The organism is Streptococcus sp. HMSC072G04 (genome assembly GCF_001813295.1).
GTDB lineage: Bacteria > Bacillota > Bacilli > Lactobacillales > Streptococcaceae > Streptococcus.
This window is the reverse complement of sequence record NZ_KV812044.1, coordinates 68,871-84,504: the sequence shown is the minus strand read 5'-3', so window position 1 is coordinate 84,504 and position 15,634 is coordinate 68,871. Positions and strand designations below refer to the sequence as shown.

Sequence of the window (15,634 nt, the reverse complement as noted above, 5' to 3'; positions counted from 1 at the left end):
CCCCATGACACATGAATATGTCATCGAAATGCGTGAGATTACCAAAAAATTTGGTGACTTTGTAGCAAATGACAAGATTAATCTTCAGTTGCGCAAAGGTGAAATCCATGCACTTCTTGGAGAAAATGGTGCAGGGAAATCTACCTTAATGAATATGCTGGCTGGTTTGTTGGAACCAACTAGCGGAGACATCGTGGTAAATGGAAAAACTGTTAATCTAGACTCACCTTCAAAAGCAGCTTCTTTAGGAATTGGAATGGTGCACCAACACTTTATGTTGGTTGAAGCTTTCACTGTTGCTGAAAATATTATCCTTGGTTCTGAAACTACTAAACATGGTGTTTTGGATCTTAAGAAAGCCAGTCAAGATATCCTTGACTTGTCTAAAAAATATGGCTTGGCAGTGGATCCAAATGCTAAAGTTGAGGATATTTCCGTTGGTGCGCAGCAACGTGTGGAAATCTTAAAGACGCTTTATCGTGGAGCCGACATCCTAATCTTCGATGAACCAACTGCGGTGTTGACACCAGCTGAAATTGAAGAATTGATGACAATCATGAAGAACTTGGCGAATGAAGGAAAATCGATCATCTTGATTACGCACAAGTTGGATGAAATCCGTGCTGTTTCAGACCGGGTAACGGTTATCCGTCGTGGTAAATCGATTGAGACAGTCGAGATTGGTGGAGCTACCAACCAAGACTTGGCTGAAATGATGGTCGGTCGTTCTGTTTCCTTTAAGACTGAAAAAGGTCCTTCTCAACCGAAAGAAGTCATCTTGTCGATCGAAAACTTGGTTGTAAACGAAAACCGGGGAGTCCCAGCTGTTAAGAATCTTTCACTGGAACTTCGTGCTGGTGAAGTCGTCGGGATCGCAGGAATTGACGGAAATGGTCAGTCTGAGTTGATCCAAGCGATTACAGGACTACGGAAGGTAAAATCCGGTTCAATCAAGATTAAAGGCAAGGACGTTGTAGGACTTCGCCCACGTCAAATCACAGAAATGAAGGTAGGGCATGTCCCTGAAGACCGTCATCGGGATGGATTAGTCCTTGACATGATGATCTCTGAAAACATTGCCCTTCAAACCTACTATAAAGAACCTCTTAGCAAGAATGGTATCTTGAATTATCCAAATATTACCTCTTATGCCAAGAAGCTCATGGAAGAGTTTGACGTTCGTGCAGCCAGTGAAGTGGTACCTGCTAAGGCTCTCTCTGGAGGAAATCAGCAAAAAGCAATTATCGCTCGCGAAATCGATCGCGATCCAGATCTCTTGATCGTTAGCCAGCCAACTCGTGGATTGGACGTTGGAGCGATTGAATATATCCACAAACGTTTGATTCAAGAACGGGATAATGGAAAAGCCGTTCTGGTTGTCAGCTTTGAATTAGATGAAATTTTGAATGTTTCTGACCGTATTGCGGTTATTCATGATGGGAAGATCCAAGGGATCGTAACCCCTGAAACAACGAATAAGCAAGAACTTGGAATCCTCATGGCAGGAGGACAAGTAAAGGAGGGAGCATCAAATGAATAAGAATTTAAAACAAATTGCCGTTCCATTGGTGTCTGTCCTTTTAGGATTGGTCTTGGGTGCCATTATTATGTGGGCCTTCAGCTATGATGCCCTTTGGGGATATGAATTGCTGTTTAAGAAAGCCTTTGGTTCGATTAAGAGTTGGGGAAATATTTCCCGTGCCATGGGGCCACTGATTTTAGTTGCTCTTGGGTTTTCAGTAGCCAGCCGGGCCGGCTTCTTTAACGTTGGACTTCCTGGTCAGGCTTTTGCAGGATGGATCATGGCGACTTGGTTTGCCCTTTCCTTCCCAAATATGCCTCGCTTACTAATGATTCCGATGACCGTTTTGATTGCGGCTATTGCAGGTGGATTTATTGGAGCGATTCCTGGTTTCCTTCGTGCCTATCTCGGAACCAGTGAGGTCATTATCACCATTATGATGAACTACATTGTTCTCTATGGTGGGAATGCCTTGATACATAGCTTCCCAGCTTCCTTGATGAAAAACAAGGACTCAACCATTGATGTGGGAGCCAACGCTGTCTACCAGACGGAGTGGTTGCGTAATTTGACGGACAAATCACAAATGAACATCGGGATCTTCTTTGCCATCATTGCAGTGGTGCTCATCTGGTTCTTGATGAAGAAAACAACACTTGGTTTTGAAATCCGTGCCGTTGGTCTCAATGCGAATGCGGCAGAATACGCAGGGATGTCTGCAAAACGGACCATTATCCTTTCTATGATCATTTCTGGTGCTCTTGCTGGTATCGGTGGGGTAGCAGAAGGTCTGGGGATTTACTCAAATGTCTACGTTCAAACCAGCTCGATGAGTGTTGGATTTAACGGTATGGCCGTTGCCCTTCTTGCGATGAATTCACCAATTGGTATTCCATTTGCTGCCTTCTTGTTTGGTGCACTTCAAATTGGGGGAGTTGGTATGAAGCCAGCTGCCATCCCTGAAGAAGTCGTTCAAATTGTAACAGCATCCATTATCTTCTTCGTATGTGCTCACTATATTATCGAAAAGATGATCTCGATGCGTTCAGCTAAAAAAGGAGGAGCAAACTAATGAGTATTGTAACGATTTTAAGTATTCTTGTTTCCTCTATGATTGTGTATGCGGCACCGCTGATCTTCACAAGTATCGGAGGAGCATACTCAGAACACGCTGGGGTTGTTAACGTTGGTCTGGAAGGAATCATGGTTATGGGAGCCTTCTCAGGTATTATCTTTAACTTGACTTTTGAGCCTACGTTAGGAAGTTTGACACCATGGTTGTCCTTGATCGTTGCTGCAGGGATTGGAGTACTCTTCTCCTTGATTCACGCGGTGGCAACCATTCATTTCCGTGCTGACCATATCGTCTCAGGTACAGTATTGAACTTGATGGCACCACCACTTGCGGTCTTCCTTGTTAAAGCGATGTACAACAAGGGGCAAACTGATAATATCAAAGTTGCCTTCGGGAAAACATCCATTCCGGTCTTATCTAAAATTCCGGTGATTGGAGATATCTTCTTCAACAATGCCAGCATCATTGGTTGGGTTGCGATTCTCTTTTCATTCTTTGCTTGGTTTATCATGTTCAAGACGAAGTTTGGATTGCGTCTTCGTTCAGTTGGGGAACACCCACAAGCAGCAGATACTTTGGGAATCAATGTTTATAGAATGCGCTACTTAGGAGTGATGATCTCAGGTGCCCTAGCAGGTATCGGAGGAGCTATTTACGCTCAGTCAGTTTCTGTTAACTTTGCAGTAACTACAATTGTAGGTCCTGGATTTATTGCTCTTGCAGCCATGATCTTCGGGAAATGGAACCCAATCGGTGCCATGCTTGCTAGTCTCTTCTTTGGAGCTTCACAGAGTTTGGCGGTCATCGGGAATCAATTGCCTTTGCTTAAAGGGATTCCATCTATCTACTTGCAAATTGCGCCTTACGTCTTGACCATGGTTGTCTTGGCAGCCTTCTTCGGACAAGCAGTTGCGCCAAAAGCAGATGGTGTTAACTACATTAAATCGAAATAATGCACAGAGAGATGCGAGGTTTCCTCGGTCTCTTTTGCTTTGTAAAGGCCCCTCTTAGTCGCAATTTCTTTAGATTTAGGGTACAATAAGAATACAACTTTTCATGTATCGGAGGAGCAGATGTTTAAGTGGATAAGACGCCTGATTGGCATAGTGATCGTTTTATTTATGTTATTAGTGATCTTGTTGGTTCCTGGATCTATCCCTGAAGGGGAGCAACTGAGAAATGTGCAGGCAGGGAGTTCTTTGATTGAGTTGGCTCAAAATGCTGTTTCAAATGCCTCTGTGAGCACTGAAGGGCTCTCAACTGAGCTAAGTCTCAATTCAGTGCAATTGAGTCAGGTCGTAAAAACAAGTGCTGGATCCGCCCTTGACAATTCTGACTATCAAAAGATGGCATTAGGAATGGATGGCAATGACCTTCACGTCAAAGTTCCTGTATCATTAGGGCCAATCGATAGCTATCTGGATTTAACCATGACCGGTCAAGTTGAAAACAATGTCATGAATTTGACCGTGACCGGTGCTAAATTAGGGAAAATGCCCATTCCAAAATTCTTGGTTCTCAACTATTTGAAGGATCAATCCAATCAAAATGGAGGCGGCTTCACAGTGAATGGTGATCAAATCACCCTTGATATCCCTCAAGCAGGCTATAGCATCTCAAAAGCGAGAGTGGAAAATGGCAATGCTAAGGTAACTGTTAGTATATCCTTGTTTTAAGTCTTTGTAATTGGAGTTGTCATGCTTGTCTTTGAATTTTGTGCAGAGAATTTAACTTATATTGATAAGGCGATTGCTGCTGGGGCAGGTCGCATTGAACTGTGCGACAACCTGGCAGTAGGCGGGACCACACCGAGTATAGGTGTGATTAATGAAGCAATCAAACTGACAAGAGAGAAGTCCGTGGATCTATGTGTCATTATCCGGCCCCGTGGTGGCGATTTTGTCTACACTGATCTGGAAGTCCAAGCTATGCTGACGGATATTCGGGCTGCGAAAGAAATAGGGGTTACTTGTTTTGTGCTGGGAGCGCTGACGAGCGATCGAAAGTTGGACCAGAGGATCATGCAGCTTTTACTAGCAGCCTGTGGAGAGGCAGAGGTTGTCTTTCATATGGCCTTTGATGAGTTAGCTCATACAGATCAGCTAGAAGCGATTGAGTGGCTTTCTGAACAAGGTGTGGCCCGCATTTTAACACGAGCTGGAAGTCCAGGTGACCCACTAGAGCAACGTTTTGCCCACTATCATCGTTTATTAGATGCGGCTAAGGGAAAGATTCAGATCCTGCCAGGTGGGGGTGTGACCCTTGACAATCGTCAGCTCTTTTTGGAGCAATTGGGCGTTTGTCAACTGCATGGCACGCGCATCGTGTTTTAAAGAAGAAACGATCACTGCTTGAAGTAGTTTTGAAGATCCGTTATCAAGGTTGGGGACGTTGTTTCCAGCCTCTTCTAGTGTAAAAATGAATAAGGGAGAGGAAATGTTTTTAGAGCATTATTTTGACCGGTACACCTTTCAGCCAGAAAAGGGATTGGCTTACGGATTTGAGAAGAAAGGGGCAGGCTATGAGTACCAGTGTCCCGTCTTATCGGACACTTTTCTCTTAAATGTCCAGGTCTGCGACCGGAAGATTTCTTTTCAGGTCTATGATCAGGATACAGGGGACGAGTATATCCAGATCCATCTGGAACAGCTACAAGGAAATTTCGTTGGCCAAGTCAGAGAAGCTTGTCAGGAAAGTCTTGCAAGGATTCGGCAAGCTTGTTTTGAGGTAGAAGAATTTCTCTATCCTCAAGCCAAGCGTCTCATGTCCTATATTTCCCTGAACTATCAGGGAACGATTGAGTATTTGTGGGAAAGATCTCCGGAATCCGGCGCTATTCGCCACCGAGACACCCTCAAGTGGTATGGTGTCTTTATGACCATTGATTGGAAAAAACTGGATGCTGGCAAGTCTGGAAAAATAGAAGTTTTGAATGTCAAGTCTGATCAAGTAGCCCATTTCATCCAGCAGAAAGGGATTTATCCAGCTTTTCATATGAATAAAAAATATTGGGTGAGTATCCCCTTAGATGGAACAATTTCTGATGAGGACTTGTTTGCTCTAGTGGATAGTAGCTGGCAACTCACCAAAAAGGGGAAATAAGATGAATCTGTTGAGGAAATTATCTTGGTTTTTTAATTTAGAGAAGAAGCGATACTTGATAGGGATAGGGTCCTTGATCTTGGTTAGTTTTTTAAATCTCATTCCTCCAAGAATCATGGGACTTGTGATCGATTTGATTGATAAAAGAAGGCTGACATTGGGGCAGTTAGTTATGGATATTGCCCTTTTGGTCCTCGCAGCTCTAGCCATGTATGGCCTTCGTTTTGTTTGGAGACGCTATATTTTTGGGACGGCCAATAAGTTGGCTCGGATCTTGCGTTACCGTTTGTTCAAGCAATTTACGCTCATGTCTCCATCTTTTTATCAGCGTTATCGCACAGGGGATCTCATGGCCCATGCTACTAATGATATCAATGCGGTAACCATATTTGCTGGTGGTGGGGTTATGTTTGCTGTAGATGCTTCTGTGACAGCCTTGGTGACCCTAGTCAGCATGTTTTTCATGATTGATTGGCGCTTAACCCTCTTGGCTATTTTGCCCCTACCGGTTATGGTGGTAGTGACTTCAGCCATTGGACGCAAAAACCACCAAGCCTTTAAAGAGGCCCAAGAAGGCTTCTCAGAGCTGAACAACTTTGTTCAGGAATCAGTATCAGGGGTTAAGGTGACCAAATCTTTTGGCTTTCAGGCAGATGAGATTCGGGCTTTTGAAAAGACCAATCAGATGGTCTTTTCAAAGAATATGACTTCCGCCGGTTACAGTGCTTTGTTTGATCCGACCACTCTTCTTTTTGTCGGTCTCTCCTATGTCTTGACGCTCTACTTCGGGGGACTATTTGTTCAGGAAGGGAGCCTGACGGTTGGACAAATCGTAACCTTTATTACCTATCTTAATATGCTCATCTGGCCCTTTCAAGCCATGGGCTTCTTGTTTAATATTAGTCAGCGGGCTAGCGTCTCCTTTGATCGGGTTGAGACACTTTTAGCAGAAATACCTGATATCCAAGATCCGAGTCAACCAGTCACAGTCATTCAAAATGGCGATCTGGAATATAACATTAAAGAATTCGCCTATGAGAAAGAGCCTGTCCTTGAAAAGCTTGCCTTTCATTTAGAAAAAGGGCAAACCCTTGGGATTGTGGGGCCAACTGGATCTGGAAAGACCACCTTGTTGCGTCTCTTGCTTAGAGAGCACGACTTGGAGCAGGGAGCTATCTTGCTAAATGGAATCTCCATCAAACATTATCGCTTAGAAGATCTTCGAAGCTTGATCGGCTACGTCCCTCAAGATCAGATCCTCTTTGCCATGACCATTCGCGAGAATGTAGCTTTTTCAGATCCACAGATCAAGGAAGAAGAGGTAATGAAGGCTCTGAGAACTTGTGGAGTCTATGAGGATATTCTGGCCATGCCAGACCAGATGGAGACAGTGCTGGGAGAGAGAGGGGGCTCTCTTTCTGGCGGGCAAAAGCAACGGATTGCCATGAGTCGTGCTTTGGTCATGAATCCTGAGATCTTAATCTTGGATGATTCCCTGTCTGCAGTAGATGCTAAAACGGAGCACCAAATCATTGAAAATATGAAGCAGGAACGCAAGGGGAAAACAACGATCATCACAGCCCACCGCCTATCAGCGATCGTTCATGCGGATTTGATTCTGGTAATGGAGAATGGACAAATCAAGGAGCGAGGAAATCACGAGGAATTAATGGCTCAAAAAGGTTGGTACTATGAAACCTACCAAGCCCAACAATTATCAGAAGAAATGGAGGGAAAGCTGAATGAAAACATCTGAAGCTCATGTGATGAAGCGGCTCTTGACTTACATGTGGCGTTATAAATGGTTAACGGCCCTAGCCTTAGCCTTTACCTTCCTGACTAGTCTGTTATTGACGGCAATCCCTCTTGCAGCTCGCTGGTATATTGACCACCTAGTGGATCCAACAGAAGCAGGCTCTCCAGTACTGACAGCTTATCAGTTTCTCATTCTCTACTATGGGTTATTCATTGGGCGCGTGCTGGCAACCTACCTGAGCCAGTTAACCTTTGCGCGTGTATCAAATTCTATCGTAAGAGATATCCGTCTAGATATTTTCCAAAATCTTCAAAGGCTGGGCATGTCCTTTTATGACCAGACAGCAGCAGGTTCGATTGTTTCGCGGGTGACCAATGATACCCAGGCAGTCGCAGATATGTTTTCTACGGTCTTTTCAAGCCTGGTTTCATCCTTTTTACTCTTTCTAGTCACCCTAGTAACCATGTTTAGCTTGGACTGGCATTTGACCATTTGGATCCTGCCTTTTCTTCCCATCATTTGGTTTTCCATTCGTCTCTATCGCAAGTTATCCAATCGCTTGGTCAAGATGACCCGACAAAAATTATCAGATATCAATGTGAAATTATCGGAATCCATCGAAGGAATGCGGATCGTGCAGGCCTTTCGTCAAGAAAAGCGCTTGACGGATGAATTCGAACAGATTAATGGGGAACATTTGGATTATGCCAACCGATCTATAGATGTCAATTCCCTCTTTTTGATGCCAGCTATGACTCTGTTACAGGTCCTAGCCTATGCGGTCATTCTAACCTTTTTCGGCCTAAATTGGCAGTCCTCTGGCTTTACAGCAGGTCTTATCTATGCCTTTATCCAGTATGTTAGCCAGCTTTTCCAACCCTTAGTTGATGTTACCCAAAATTTTGCAACCTTGCAGACCTCAACCATTTCTGCAGGTCGTGTCTTTGAAATGATGGATCGAGACGACTATGAGCCCAAGCAAGCTGGTAGCCTGAAAGAGATCGAGCGGGGAGATATTCGCTTTGACCATGTATCTTTTTCTTATGATGGCAAACGGGATGTCCTAAAAGAGATCTCCTTTGAGGTTAAAAACGGACAAACCATCGCTTTTGTTGGTCATACTGGGTCTGGTAAATCCTCTATTATCAATCTCTTCATGCGCTTTTATGAATTTGATCGTGGCCAGATCTTGATTGATGGACAGGATATCAAGGACTACAGCCAGGAAGCCTTGCGCAAGTCCATTGGTCTAGTGTTGCAAGAGCCTTTCCTCTATCATGGAACCATTGCTTCTAATATCCGGATGTACCATGAAGAACTGACTGATGAGGAAATCCGACAAGCAGCTGCATTTGTGGATGTAGCAGACTTTATTGAGAGTTTACCTGGTGGCTATGACCATCCGGTAACAGAGCGGGGTTCTACCTTATCGACCGGTCAGCGTCAGCTTCTGGCTTTTGCTCGAACGATTGCTGCCCAGCCTAAGATCCTCATTTTGGATGAGGCCACTGCCAATATCGACCAAGAGACGGAAGAGATGATCCAAAATTCTCTGAAGAAGATGCGCCAAGGGCGGACAACCATTGCCATTGCCCATCGCCTTTCTACCATTCAAGATGCCGATTGCATCTACGTTCTCGATAAAGGAAAAATCATCGAATCAGGCAACCACGACCAACTCATTGCTCTAGGAGGAACGTATAAGAAAATGTATGACCTCCAGGCCGGTATGATGAAATAAGGACAAACAAGGACTAAATGCAAATTTAACCTTGTTTTTCTATCTTGAAAGCTGTACAATAAAGAAAAGAACAGAAAAAGGGAGCATACACCATGTCAAACGATCTGATCCTGATGGGAGTTGTGATTGTCTTATTTGGACTCTATTTCACCCTTCAAGTTGAGCTTACTAAAGTCAGAAATCAATTCACTCACTATCTTCTAAAACCAGGTAGTATTTCCAAGGAACAAAGAGAGAAATACCTCAAAGAATCTGAGATGGAAGCGATTCGACTGATTCGTCTCGATTATCGGATCGGCCTTCAAAATGCTAAACTTTTCTATGAGCAATTGAAGAAATAGATAAAAAGCTCGTCTAGTATTTAACTAAACGAGCTTTCAGATTGGAAAAATATTTTCTAAGAAACTTTCCTTAGGTGAATGCGGACGTCAGCGAACTTCTACGAAGTTTCATGACTAATTATTGAGCCTGAGGTCTCAATAATTCCGAGTGCCTGAAACCATTAAGTTTCAGGCACTTTTTTCACGGCGGAATGTTTCAGATAATATTGAATTATTCTAACTAATAAGAATTAAAGAAAACCTATTTGATTTATATATATGAACAATTCTCGACATTCAAGTCAAAAAAAGTCGTCAGTTTTGGTAAAACATTGGCCACATCTGCAGATTTGATCTTGGCGAGTTGATAAGGACAAGAAGCGATGTAGGCTGCTTCAAAGAAATCAAGCGGGAGTCCACTGTGTTTTAAGGCAGCAAGAGATTTGACCTGATGAAGATCTAGTAGGATCCCATCGTGGGTCAGGGTCAGATGAGGGAGAAGAGGAGACTGGACCATTAAGGTCTTTAGACTGGCTTCTTCCTCTTTTTTTCTGGCTAGGAGTCGCTTTTTATTGGTCAGATACATACCGTTATCAATGTAGAGACTCAAGGCCTTTTGCATGATCAGATTGCTATCATAGTCCAGAATCGTCTTATAGGTCAAGACCGACTTTAGAAGGGCTTGGGGAAGAATCATGGAAGTGATGCGAAGAGCAGAAAAGAGATTGGTCGAAAAAGATTTGATATAGATGACTCGGTTCTTTTGATCCAAATAATGAAAAGATGGAGCATTACTGCCATCAAGATCTCCCAAATAGTCGTCCTCAACAAGGTAGATATCATATTGGTCAGCTAGTTGCAAGATCGCTTCTTTCTGCTTGGTCGAATAGCTATGACCAAGCGGATAGTGAAAACGGGGGATCGTGTAGAAGAATTTGATATGGCCACTTTTGAAAATCTCTTCAAGTTCCTCGAGATCAATCCCCGTTAAATTACGTTGAATGGTACGGTAGGCAAGTTGCTGCGAATCTAAGAGTTGGTTCATCCGATGATAAGTCGGTTGCTCGATCAAGATCTGCGATTTTTTATTGGGAAAGTCAATCTGGCTAAGGATATTAAGCGCCTGCTGAGTACCAGCAGTCAAAACAATCTGATCCGCAGTCGTATAAATCCCTTCTTCCTTCAATAAGCCTTGAATGGATTGGCGTACTTCTAGTAAGCCTGCTTGGTCCGAAAAGTTATTGAAGAGATAATTCTCCCGTCCAATCAAGGTTTCATTGATACAGGTCCGGAAGTTCTCGAAAGCCTGGTTGCGTTCTTTCTCTAATTTTAGTGGAAGATCTTCATGTTGATCAGGTGCTTGCTCCAAAACATAGTAGCCACTTTGAGGCTTAGCATAGAGGAAGTGCTGGTAAGTCAAGTCCAGCAAGGCTCGTTGCACCGTGTCCTTACTACAAGAAAATTGACTGGCTAATTGACGAACAGAGGGAATTTTCTCTCCGGTTTCCAGTTCTCCATCTTGAATGGCTTTTTTTAGTACATGAATGATTTCTTGGTATTTGCTTGTCTTCATCCTGACTGTCCCCATACAGTTTTTTACTATTGTACAGAAAAAATCACAAAAAAACCACTCCGAAGAGTGGTGAGCGTATCACATAAAGTAAACGATGGCTAAATACTGAAGAGCAGAAGCTGCCAGGATGAAGAGGTGCCAAATCATGTGGAAATACGGTTTTTTCTTAGCATAAAAGCCAGCTCCAACCGTGTAGCACAGGCCGCCCATGAGCATGAGACCCCAGAAGATCGGATTGGTTTGGCTAACGATTTGGGGAATAATAAAGATGACTAACCAGCCCATGATCAAGTAAAGAGCGAGGCTGAACTTTTCATTGACTTTTTTGGCAAAGATTTTGTAGAGAATACCAAAGATGGTGGTCCCCCATTGGATCAAGATAATGCTGTAGCCCATCCAGTTGTTCATCAAGGTAAGGACGACTGGTGTGTAACTACCTGCGATCGCAATGTAGATCATTGAATGGTCGATAATGCGAAGTACATACTTTTGAGGCGAATCGTAAGACATGGCATGGTAGACAGTCGAAGACAGAAACATCAAAAAGAGACTGATCACAAAGATAGAAGTCCCAAAAGCACTGAGCAGACCGTGTTGCTCAAAGCTATAGACTGCTGAAATTGGAAGTAAGATCAACATGAGAAGGGCGCCAATAGCGTGGGTTACGCTATTGGCGATCTCTTCTCCAAAGGATAATTTTTTACTTAGTTTCATGGTGTAATTCATCAGTTTCTTCCTCCGTTTTTACTGGTTGAATATAAGATAGGGTTTCAAGATAAAGTTGAACTGTCTGACAGGCAGAGCGAATGATGGGAGCGATCGGCTCTTTTTGCTCATTGAGATAAGCGACAAAGCTATTATAGAGAAGATCTGAACTCGCCTGGTCCTGCAAGAAATTTAAGGTAGAAGCGATCTCCTGAATAGAAAAGACCGTTTTTAATGTTGTAATAGCAATCAAGCGAGCTACCTGTCTACGCTGGTATTTCTTCTTATCTGGTTTTTCGACATAACCATGTTTTACGTAATTGTTGATCATGGCAGCCGTCAAGCCCTTTTCTGAAGAAGAGAGAACAGGTGCACAGGTTTTATTGACATAAAGAAGGACCTGATCGAGATAGAGGTCTAGCTCAGGCAGTTGCTCCCACGTTGGATAGGAAAAAGTGGACACGAAATCTTCACCTTTCTTTAATCTAGTTTTCATAACTAGATAATAACATTTATAAAAACTCCTGTCAAGAAAATTTGAAAAATATGGTACAATAGACCTATGAAACTATTAATTCCATCCGCCAAAGAACTGAACGAACAGGCTCGTATCGTCGAGCCCCAACCCTTGTCAGAGAACACAAAAACCATCCTCCAAGCTTTGAAGGCATTCTCCCTAGAAGAATTAGCGACCTTTTACGGGATCTCAGAGGAAAGAGCTCAAGTAGAAAAAGAAAGAATTGAGGCTTTGTTAGCTGGGAGTGCTAAAACCTATCCTGCTTTGGAACTGTTTGATGGCCTTATGTATCGTAGTATCGAGCGTCAAGACTTATCCGAAAAAGAGCAGGCTTATCTGCAGGAACATTTGTTGATCACGACTGCTTTATACGGTGTACTACCTGCCTATGAAGCGATTGCTCCCCATCGCTTGGATTTTATGATGAAGCTAAAACCAGCTGGAAAATCTCTAAAGGTACTCTGGAAAGAGGACTATGATCAGGCAGTAGAAGGTGAGGAGCAGATCTTATCTCTTTTGTCTTCTGAGTTTGAACAGGTCTTTTCAAAAGCCATTCGTGAGCGAATGATTCGGATCAAATTCATGGAGAATCGTGGTGGGACACTAAAGATTCACTCAACGATTTCAAAGAAAGCACGTGGGGCCATGGTGACAGCCATGATGAAGGAAGAAATCACCCATCTAGAAGATCTGAAATCACTAGAAGTAGCAGGTTTCTCTTATCGTGAGGATTTATCGCAAGAGAAAGAATGGATCTTTGTGAAAGAATAAATAAAAATATTCCTGAGAAGCGTCAGGAATATTTTTTTGATCTGTTAGATAAAGAGAATGCACGATGAAAACTCCAAAATAGAGGATTTTGGAGTCAGAATCGTCTTGAGCAGTAGGCTTAGGCGATATGTTTGAATTTCTTCAAGAGTTCTGTCAACTCAGCTTGCTCGCCACTATTAAAGACTTGCATCAAGCGTTGAATATTTTTGATATGATCTGGAAGAGCTTCTTCGATCTTTTTACGACCGGCATCTGTAATAGATACAAGATAAGCACGGCGGTCTTCTGGATCGGTTTCGCGTGTAATCCAACCATCGCGGACCATATTGCGAATAACCACAGTCATATTTCCAGAGGTCGCAAGAATGCTATCAATCAGATCTTGAATGCGAAGATCGCCTTTGCTGTACAAGGTCTCAAGTACAGAGAATTGAGTTGGTGTCAACTGGTGCTTTTTAAAGATATGAGCCTCAGACGCACGGATCAATCGTTCTGCCTTGTGGAAGACGATCATGGTTTTTAAATCTACGTTTGCTTCTTTGAATAATCTCTTTAAATTTTCCATATCTATATTTTATCAATAAATAGTATTTCTGTCGTTTAATTTTATTTTCAAATTAGTTACAAAATTGTGACAAATTTATTAAACTATGAACAAATGATAGCAAAGGTGTTAATTTTAGTTTGTTTATCAAACAATTTTATACTAAAACATTGTAACAGGTATGAAATATTAGTAACAATTCTTTCTTGAAAATCTATAGAATTCTAGGTGGCTTTGGTGTATAATGAGGGAGTGAAACAGAAAAATAATCTTTTTATAGTATGGCAACATATAATAGGAATCTGTATCTTAGTGTTGACGGTCCTTTTTTCTTGGCTATTTCTTGCTGAAAAAACTTCTGATCGCATGCAGGATCAAATGGCACAAGCAAGAAAAATAGCTCTGTCTCACTCTTCGATTGCTACTATTGAGACGGAGAGTTTCTTTCATGGCAAAGAAGCCTATCTTTCCTTTATTGGCAAGGACCAAGAGGGGCAAGAACTAGCGGTTTTGGTGGCGCAGGCGGATGATGCAGTCTATACCTACCCTTTGAAAGAAGGAGTTAGTTCCAAAGAGGCAGCTTCTGTCGTCAAAGAGAAGAGTCAGGACGCGATTGATCGTGTAACTTTTGGTCGCTTTAAAGGCAAACCGATCTGGGAAGTCAAGGCTGGGAGCTCTTATTATGTGGTAGATTTCAAGACTGGGAAAGTCATTGGTGTTTTTTAAGATTTGAGGAGGAAATATGAAATTATCAAATCGTGTATTGGAAATGGAAGAAAGTGTGACCTTGGCTGCAAATGCGCGTGCCAAAGCTTTGGCAGCAGAAGGTCGTGATATCTTGAGTTTGACCCTGGGTCAACCTGACTTTGCGACTCCAAAAAATATTCAAGAAGCAGCAGTCGCATCGATCGAGGATGGTCGCGCTAGCTTTTATACGGTTGCATCTGGACTTCCAGAATTGAAGGATGCCATTAGTGACTATATGAAGGGATTTTATGGCTATGCAGTGAACCGTAATGAGGTTGTGGTTGGTACTGGTGCTAAGTTTATCCTCTATGCCTTCTTTACTTCTGTCATCAATCCAGGTGATGAAGTCATCATTCCAACCCCTTGCTGGGTTTCTTATGTAGACCAGGTTAAGATGGTAGAAGGCACACCTGTTACTTTCCAAACAACAGAAGAAAATCACTTCAAGGCAACGGTAGAGCAACTGGAAGCAGCACGGACAGACAAGACCAAGGTGGTCTTGCTGAATTCGCCATCCAATCCAACAGGAATGATCTACAGTAAAGAAGAGCTCGAAGCAATTGGAAATTGGGCTGTTGAGAATGATATCTTGATTTTGGCAGACGATATCTATGGGCGATTGGTCTACAATGGCAATACCTTTACGCCTATTTCTAGCTTATCAGAAGCGATTCGCAAGCAAACTATCGTGATTAATGGAGTTTCTAAAACCTATGCTATGACTGGTTGGCGGGTTGGTTTTGCTGTAGGAGATCCTGAGATTATCGGAGCTATGGCCAAGGTGATTAGCCAAACAACATCCAACTTAACAACCGTTTCCCAATATGCCGCAATCGAAGCCCTCACAGGAGATCAATCTTCTATTGAGATCATGCGTCAGGCTTTTGAAGAGCGTTTGAATACTATTTATCCTTTGTTGAATGAAGTGCCTGGTTTTGAAGCCATCAAACCTCAAGGAGCATTCTATCTCTTCCCAAATGTCAAGAAGGCCATGGAGATGAAGGGCTATACGGATGTGACGGAATTTACCACAGCAATTTTAGAAGAAGCAGAGGTTGCTTTAGTAACAGGAGCTGGCTTTGGTGCCCCTGAAAATGTTCGCTTGTCTTATGCGACGGATTTGGATACCCTTAAAGAAGCTGTTCGCCGACTCAAGGCCTTTATGGAAAAATAAAATCGTAAGATCCTTAGTAATGAGCTGAGGATCTTTTTCTTTAAAAAATATCTGGTTTTCACAGGTAGAATCTAGCACTGAAAGCCT

The 15,634-nt window shown here is 42.8% G+C and carries 16 protein-coding genes; 12 read left to right on the top strand and 4 right to left on the bottom strand.

Features of this window, described 5'->3' with window-relative positions; all coding sequences use genetic code 11:
* The first annotated feature begins 4 nt into the window (after positions 1 to 4).
* The 9 genes from HMPREF2904_RS09700 (at position 5) to HMPREF2904_RS09660 (ending at position 9,537) form a co-directional block, all read left to right on the top strand.
* Positions 5 to 1,540 carry an ABC transporter ATP-binding protein gene (locus HMPREF2904_RS09700; RefSeq protein WP_070662363.1) on the top strand — a complete coding sequence of 512 codons (1,536 nt, stop codon included), beginning with the start codon at positions 5 to 7 and terminating at the stop codon, positions 1,538 to 1,540.
* Positions 1,533 to 2,594, top strand: coding sequence for an ABC transporter permease (locus tag HMPREF2904_RS09695; RefSeq protein ID WP_070662360.1), 1,062 nt, complete (start codon positions 1,533 to 1,535; stop codon positions 2,592 to 2,594). Before HMPREF2904_RS09700 ends, HMPREF2904_RS09695 begins: the two co-directional genes overlap by 8 nt.
* On the top strand, positions 2,594 to 3,550 hold the full coding sequence (locus tag HMPREF2904_RS09690; RefSeq protein WP_070662357.1) for an ABC transporter permease: 957 nt from the start codon (positions 2,594 to 2,596) through the stop codon (positions 3,548 to 3,550). The genes HMPREF2904_RS09695 and HMPREF2904_RS09690 overlap by 1 nt, the downstream gene beginning before the upstream one ends.
* Positions 3,551 to 3,670: 120 nt before the next feature.
* Positions 3,671 to 4,273, top strand: coding sequence for a hypothetical protein (locus tag HMPREF2904_RS09685; RefSeq protein WP_070662354.1), 603 nt, complete (start codon positions 3,671 to 3,673; stop codon positions 4,271 to 4,273).
* 21 nt (positions 4,274 to 4,294) lie between these two features.
* Positions 4,295 to 4,930, top strand: coding sequence for a copper homeostasis protein CutC (locus HMPREF2904_RS09680; RefSeq protein ID WP_070662350.1), 636 nt, complete (start codon positions 4,295 to 4,297; stop codon positions 4,928 to 4,930).
* A 103-nt stretch (positions 4,931 to 5,033) separates the two neighbouring features.
* Entirely contained in the window at positions 5,034 to 5,699 is a 666-nt protein-coding gene (locus HMPREF2904_RS09675) for an MmcQ/YjbR family DNA-binding protein (RefSeq protein ID WP_070662346.1), read from the top strand.
* Between the two features lies 1 nt (position 5,700).
* Positions 5,701 to 7,455, top strand: a complete 1,755-nt coding sequence (locus HMPREF2904_RS09670) for an ABC transporter ATP-binding protein (RefSeq protein ID WP_070662343.1) — start codon at positions 5,701 to 5,703, stop codon at positions 7,453 to 7,455.
* Positions 7,442 to 9,196 carry an ABC transporter ATP-binding protein gene (locus HMPREF2904_RS09665; RefSeq protein WP_070662342.1) on the top strand — a complete coding sequence of 585 codons (1,755 nt, stop codon included), beginning with the start codon at positions 7,442 to 7,444 and terminating at the stop codon, positions 9,194 to 9,196. The genes HMPREF2904_RS09670 and HMPREF2904_RS09665 overlap by 14 nt, the downstream gene beginning before the upstream one ends.
* 92 nt (positions 9,197 to 9,288) lie before the next feature.
* Positions 9,289 to 9,537 (top strand): hypothetical protein, encoded by a 249-nt coding sequence (locus HMPREF2904_RS09660; RefSeq protein ID WP_070662339.1) that lies wholly within the window; start codon positions 9,289 to 9,291, stop codon positions 9,535 to 9,537.
* Between the two features lie 250 nt (positions 9,538 to 9,787).
* Here the strand turns inward: HMPREF2904_RS09660 and HMPREF2904_RS09655 are convergent, their stop codons facing one another.
* The 3 genes from HMPREF2904_RS09655 to HMPREF2904_RS09645 form a co-directional block, all read right to left on the bottom strand.
* Positions 9,788 to 11,104, bottom strand: coding sequence for an aminotransferase-like domain-containing protein (locus tag HMPREF2904_RS09655; RefSeq protein WP_070662336.1), 1,317 nt, complete (start codon positions 11,102 to 11,104; stop codon positions 9,788 to 9,790).
* Between the two features lie 63 nt (positions 11,105 to 11,167).
* Positions 11,168 to 11,815, bottom strand: a complete 648-nt coding sequence (locus HMPREF2904_RS09650) for a PAQR family membrane homeostasis protein TrhA (RefSeq protein ID WP_070662333.1) — start codon at positions 11,813 to 11,815, stop codon at positions 11,168 to 11,170.
* Positions 11,790 to 12,290: a DUF1836 domain-containing protein gene (locus HMPREF2904_RS09645; RefSeq protein ID WP_070662331.1), complete on the bottom strand. Its 501-nt coding sequence runs from the start codon at positions 12,288 to 12,290 to the stop codon at positions 11,790 to 11,792. The genes HMPREF2904_RS09650 and HMPREF2904_RS09645 overlap by 26 nt, the downstream gene beginning before the upstream one ends.
* Before the next feature lie 66 nt (positions 12,291 to 12,356).
* Here HMPREF2904_RS09645 and yaaA point away from each other — a divergent pair, with 66 nt between their 5' ends.
* On the top strand, positions 12,357 to 13,082 hold the full coding sequence (gene yaaA / locus HMPREF2904_RS09640) for a peroxide stress protein YaaA (protein WP_070662328.1): 726 nt from the start codon (positions 12,357 to 12,359) through the stop codon (positions 13,080 to 13,082).
* 118 nt (positions 13,083 to 13,200) lie between these two features.
* On the opposite strand, the gene HMPREF2904_RS09635 is transcribed toward yaaA, so the two are convergent.
* Positions 13,201 to 13,647, bottom strand: coding sequence for a MarR family winged helix-turn-helix transcriptional regulator (locus HMPREF2904_RS09635; RefSeq protein WP_003001765.1), 447 nt, complete (start codon positions 13,645 to 13,647; stop codon positions 13,201 to 13,203).
* 291 nt (positions 13,648 to 13,938) lie between these two features.
* Here HMPREF2904_RS09635 and HMPREF2904_RS09630 point away from each other — a divergent pair, with 291 nt between their 5' ends.
* Positions 13,939 to 14,352, top strand: a complete 414-nt coding sequence (locus HMPREF2904_RS09630; protein WP_070662325.1) for a cell wall elongation regulator TseB-like domain-containing protein — start codon at positions 13,939 to 13,941, stop codon at positions 14,350 to 14,352.
* Between the two features lie 16 nt (positions 14,353 to 14,368).
* Complete coding sequence (locus HMPREF2904_RS09625) at positions 14,369 to 15,547, top strand: pyridoxal phosphate-dependent aminotransferase (protein ID WP_070662322.1); 1,179 nt, start codon at positions 14,369 to 14,371, stop codon at positions 15,545 to 15,547.
* Positions 15,548 to 15,634 lie beyond the last annotated feature (87 nt).